The 4662-nt window shown below is 68.1% G+C and carries 6 protein-coding genes and 1 pseudogene; all 7 read right to left on the bottom strand.

The features are described from left to right. Positions 1 to 167, bottom strand: a pseudogene (locus CF68_RS37075) (methylcrotonoyl-CoA carboxylase); the annotation flags it as partial. Between the two features lie 52 nt (positions 168 to 219). Continuing rightward, a complete protein-coding gene (locus tag CF68_RS15900; protein WP_035820390.1) occupies positions 220 to 897 on the bottom strand; it encodes a glutathione S-transferase family protein in 678 nt (225 codons plus the stop codon). Then, positions 894 to 1331: a YchJ family protein gene (locus tag CF68_RS15895; RefSeq protein WP_035820388.1), complete on the bottom strand. Its 438-nt coding sequence runs from the start codon at positions 1329 to 1331 to the stop codon at positions 894 to 896. Before CF68_RS15895 ends, CF68_RS15900 begins: the two co-directional genes overlap by 4 nt. After that, positions 1328 to 2014, bottom strand: a complete 687-nt coding sequence (locus CF68_RS15890; RefSeq protein ID WP_035820387.1) for an HAD family phosphatase — start codon at positions 2012 to 2014, stop codon at positions 1328 to 1330. The genes CF68_RS15895 and CF68_RS15890 overlap by 4 nt, the downstream gene beginning before the upstream one ends. Further along, entirely contained in the window at positions 2011 to 2667 is a 657-nt protein-coding gene (locus CF68_RS15885; RefSeq protein ID WP_035820392.1) for a 2-hydroxychromene-2-carboxylate isomerase, read from the bottom strand. The genes CF68_RS15890 and CF68_RS15885 overlap by 4 nt, the downstream gene beginning before the upstream one ends. A 94-nt stretch (positions 2668 to 2761) precedes the next feature. Continuing rightward, positions 2762 to 3892, bottom strand: coding sequence for an acyl-CoA dehydrogenase family protein (locus CF68_RS15880; RefSeq protein WP_035820385.1), 1131 nt, complete (start codon positions 3890 to 3892; stop codon positions 2762 to 2764). Positions 3893 to 3922: 30 nt separating this feature from the next. After that, positions 3923 to 4603 (bottom strand): SDR family oxidoreductase, encoded by a 681-nt coding sequence (locus CF68_RS15875; protein ID WP_035820382.1) that lies wholly within the window; start codon positions 4601 to 4603, stop codon positions 3923 to 3925. Positions 4604 to 4662 lie beyond the last annotated feature (59 nt).

Below are 4662 nucleotides of genomic sequence, written 5' to 3'. Positions count from 1 at the left end.
GGCAGCAGCTTGCCGCGCGACAGGTGCTTGTTGCGCGCGTCTTCGCCGCCGCCTTCGGCCAGCTTCGCGATCCTGGCCTTGAGGTCGGCCACCAGGGCCTGCATCGACTCGGCGTTGGCCTTGAAGGCTTCGGAGCGGGCGTTGAGTTTGGTTTCCAGGGTGGGCATCTGTGTCTCTTCCTGCTTGATATTGGATTTGCCGTCCTGCCAGTGGCCGGGCTCAGCCTGCGTGCCTGGGCAGCGGGTGCCCCGGCATCAGGTCGTAGGGATGCTTCCAGCCCGGCAGCGCACGGATGCGCTCGGCCCAGGCGTGGATATGCGGATACTCCTTGCGCCAGTGCACGCCGATCTCGTCGTCGAAGAAGACGTAGCCCGCCAGCGAGAAGTCCGCGATGGTGGCGCGCTCGCCCAGCAGGAACGCTCGCCCGGCCAGGTGCGCGTTGAGCACGTTCCACGCGCCTTCGCAGCGCGCGCGGAAGAACTCCAGCACGGCCGGGTCCGGCGACCTGGCAAAGTTGCGCATGAAGCGGTAGGTGGCGGTGTAAGAGGTGAACTTGTGGTTGTCGAACAGCAGCCAGCGCAGCACCTCGGCGCGCTCGGCCTCGTCGCGTGGGCCGTAGGCATCGAGGCGCGTGGCCAGCGTTTCCAGGATGGCACCGGACTGCGACAGGCGCTGGCCGCCGAACTCCAGCACCGGCACCTCGCCCATCACATTGATGGCGCGGTATTCCGGTGTACGGGTCTCGCCATTGAAGAAGTCGACGAAGCGCGGCTGCCACAGCTGCTGGCCGCGCTGCACGCCGACGGTTTCCAGCAGCAGCGCCACCTTGTAGGCATTGCCGGACTGGGCAAAGCAATACAGCAGGTACTCAGGCTCGTTCCGCTTCTCGATGCTCATGGTGCCTCCCCGATCATGTCCCCATCCACATAAAGCCAGCGCGGCGCTTCGCCGGGCGCGCGCGCTTCGCAGACAAAGCGGCTGCGCTCATGCAGCCGCCAGGCGCGCCCGCCTACCTTGTAGCGCGCCACGAATTCCACTTCGGCATGCGTGTCGTCCTGCTGCGCATGCGCCTTCACCGTAAGCCCCAGCCAGCGTGTGGCGGTATCCGGCAACAGGTCGGCCGGGCAGGTCGATGCATGCCAGGTCTGCCGCAGCCATTCCATGTCGTTCAGCACATAGGCGCTGTAGCGCGAGCGCATCAGCGCCTCGGCATTGGGCGGCAGTGCCTCGCCACGATGGAAGCGGCCGCAGCAGGCGGCATAGTCCGCGCTGCCGCACGGGCACGGCACCGGTCCGGCCTTGGGCAGGCGGCCTGCCGCTTTCGCCGTCATCCCACCAGCTCCGGCAGGTCGCGCATATCGGTGAAGATGGTGCCCGCACCGGCCTCGCGCAGCAGCGCGGCATCGTTGCGCTCGGCGTAGCCGAACACCGTCATGCCGGCGGCCACGCCCGCGGTCACGCCGGTCGGGCTGTCTTCCACCACGGCGCAGCGCGCCGGCTCAACGCCCATGGTGCGCGCGGCCAGCAGGTACACATCGGGCGCGGGCTTGCTGCGCGCCACTTCGGTGGCGGAGAAGATATGCTCGCGCGCATCCTGCTGGAACAGCTCGACCAGGCCGGTCCTGGTCAGTTGCAGCTTGACCTTGATGCGGTCCGCACCCGACGCCACGCACACCGGCATGCCGGTGGCGGCGATCTTGCCAATTGCCTCGCGCACATGCGCCACCGCGACGACTTCGGCTTCCAGCACCGCGTTGCGGCGCGCGAGCCAGGTCGACAGCCAGTTCTCGGGCAGCGGCGCGCCGCGCATGCGCTCGATCATCTCCAGCTCTTCGCGCACGGCGCGGCCGAGGAACAGGCGCGTGGAGTCTTCCAGCGAGATCTCGATGCCAAGCTCGTTCAGCATCTGGTTGAGCACGCGGTTGACGATGGGCTCGCTGTCGACGAGCACGCCGTCGCAGTCGAAGATCACGCAATCGAATCGGCCGGAATGGCCACGGGTTGCTGCAGTCATGCGGGTTTCTTTTCCTTGGTGTCCAGGCTAGGCACGGCCCGGAGTTCAGTCTGGCGGCGGCTCTTCAGGTGGGCCTCGATCTGGTCGAAGCGGTCGAAGCCCCAGAACGGCTCGCCGTCGATGATGACAAAGGGCGAGCCGAACACACCCTTGGCCATCGCCACGTCGATCTCGGCCTTGAGCTGGTCCTTGATCTGGTAGCTGGTGGCGCCGGCATCCAGCGCCTGCACGTCCACGCCCAGCGGCTCGGCCAGCTTCATGATCTCGGCCGGCTCGGCGATATTGATGTCGTCGACGAACAGCGCGCGGTACACCGACTTGGCAAAGGCCGCGGCGATGTCGTCGCCGTGGTGGTTCTGCAGCCACAGCATGGCGCGCGCGGCGTGCGTGGTGGGCAGCGGGAAATGCGTGGGGCGCTTGTATTCGATGCCGTGGAAGCGCGCGGTGCGCTCGAAGTCGCGCCACGAATAATCGCCCTTGAGCGGCAGCTGCGGCAGCGGCGAGGCGCCGGTGGTCTTGAACACCACGCCCAGCAGGATGGGATGCCAGGCGACGATGCGCCCGTACTTCTGTGCCAGGTCGTCGATGCGGGTACTGGCAAAGTAGCCGTAGGGCGAAGAGAAATCAAAGTAGAAGTCGATCGCTGCGGTCATGTCGGGGCCCTTCTTGTTGTGGTTGCCGGTACTGGGATCAGGGAAGCGCGCCGCCTTCGCGGCACGCACCCCATCGTACGCGCATAGCTGTGCCCTAGGCCAGCGCGCGCGCGATCAGGATCTTCTGGATATCGCTGGTGCCCTCGTAGATCTGGCACACGCGCACGTCGCGGTAGATGCGCTCCACCGGGAAGTCGCTGACGTAGCCGTAGCCGCCAAACACCTGGATCGCATCCGAGCACACCCGCTCGGCCATCTCGCTGGCAAAGAGCTTGGCCATGGCCGCTTCCTTCAGGCACGGGCGGCCCGCGTCGCGCAGCGCGGCGGCGTGCCACACCATCTGGCGCGCCACCTCGATGCGGGTGGCCATCTCGGCCAGGCGGAACTGCACCGCTTGGTGCTGGAACAGCGGCTGGCCGAAGCTCTCGCGCTCCTTGGCATAGGCCAGCGCCGCCTCGAACGCGGCGCGCGCCATGCCGATGCTCTGCGAGGCGATGCCGATGCGCCCGCCTTCCAGGCCCGACAGCGCCATCTTGTAGCCGCCGCCCTCGTCGCCGAGCAGGTTGGCCGCCGGCACGCGGCAGTCCTCGAACAGGATCTGCGCGGTGTCCGACGAGTGCTGGCCGAGCTTGTCCTCCAGCCGCGCGACCACGTAACCCGGGGTCGAAGTCGGCACGATAAAGGCGCTGATGCCGCGCTTGCCTGCGGCCTTGTCGGTCACGGCCAGCACGATCGCCACGTCGGCGTTCTGGCCGCTGGTGATGAACTGCTTGACGCCGTTGAGCACGTAGTGGTCGCCATCGCGTACCGCGCTGGTGCGCAGCGCCGACGCATCGGAGCCGACGTGCGGCTCGGTCAGGCAGAACGCGCCCAGCATCTCGCCGCGCGCCAGCGGCACCAGCCATTGCTGCTTCTGCGCCTCGCTGGCGAACGACATCAGCATGCTGCACACCGGGCAGTTGTTGACGCTGATGACGGTGGAGGTGCCGCCATCGCCGGCCGCGATCTCTTCCAGGATCAGCGCCAGCGACAGGTAGTCCAGGCCGGCGCCGCCGTATTCCTCCGGCACCGCCACGCCGTAGGCACCCAGCGCCGCCAGCTCGCGGTGCACGTCCTTGGGGAAGGTCTTGTCGCGGTCCCACTGCGCGGCCTGCGGCGCGATCACTTCCTGCGCGAACTGGCGCACGGCGTCGCGGATCATTTCCTGTTCGGGGGTCAGCAGCATGTCGGTTCGGTGATCAGTGTGCGGGCGCGCTTACCAGGGGATGGGCGTGCCGTCGTAGTTGTGAAAGGTGCCGTTGTCGCGCCGCTTGACGCCGGCCAGCAGCTGGCGCATGCCCTTGACGCTCTGCTGCACGGTCAGGTCGGCTTCCTGGCCACCCATGTCGGTCTTGACCCAGCCCGGGTGCAGCGCGACGCAGGTGGCGTGGCGCGCATCCAGCGACACCGCGCGCAGCGCCGCGTTGGCGCCGGCCTTGCTGACGCGGTACAGCCAGCTGGTGCTGTGCTCCATCGCGGTGATGCTGCCCATGCGCGAAGACAGCACCGCCAGCACCCCGCCGTGGCCGGACTGGCCCGCTTCGACGTAGGGCAGCAGCAGCGGCAGCGCCATCATCGGGCCCAGCACGTTGACATGCATCACCTGGTCGAATTCCTGCGGCGTGACCGGCTGCGCGCCTTCGGTGCGGGGCCCCAGCACGCCGGCGTTGTAGATCGCCACGTCGAGGGCTTCGCCGTCGAGCTTCCAGCCCAGGCCCGCGACCGCGCCGGCATCGGACAGGTCGACTTGGTGAGCTTCGGCACCCAGCGCCTGCAGCGCGCCGACGCCTTCGGGCGTACGCGCCGCCGCGATGACGCGCCAGCCGTCGGCACGGTACTGGCGCACGAATTCAAGGCCGATGCCGCGCGAGGCACCGAGGATCAGGACGGTTGGCAAGGCTGTGCTCCTTTGACTGGCTGGCCGGCGCGCGAAATGGCTCGCCCGGCCACGGGTTC

The sequence above is a fragment of the Cupriavidus sp. SK-4 genome, assembly GCF_000611125.1.
GTDB lineage: Bacteria > Pseudomonadota > Gammaproteobacteria > Burkholderiales > Burkholderiaceae > Cupriavidus > Cupriavidus necator.
The sequence above is the reverse complement of the archived record's forward strand: the minus strand, read 5'-3'. Positions and strand labels throughout refer to the sequence as shown.

Coding starts and splice junctions, on each gene's coding strand:
- CF68_RS15895 (WP_035820388.1), bottom strand. CDS start 1,331: ATGACGGCGAAAGCGGCAGGCCGCCTGCCCAAGGCCGGACCGGTGCCG.
- CF68_RS15880 (WP_035820385.1), bottom strand. CDS start 3,892: ATGCTGCTGACCCCCGAACAGGAAATGATCCGCGACGCCGTGCGCCAG.
- CF68_RS15885 (WP_035820392.1), bottom strand. CDS start 2,667: ATGACCGCAGCGATCGACTTCTACTTTGATTTCTCTTCGCCCTACGGC.
- CF68_RS15890 (WP_035820387.1), bottom strand. CDS start 2,014: ATGACTGCAGCAACCCGTGGCCATTCCGGCCGATTCGATTGCGTGATC.
- CF68_RS15900 (WP_035820390.1), bottom strand. CDS start 897: ATGAGCATCGAGAAGCGGAACGAGCCTGAGTACCTGCTGTATTGCTTT.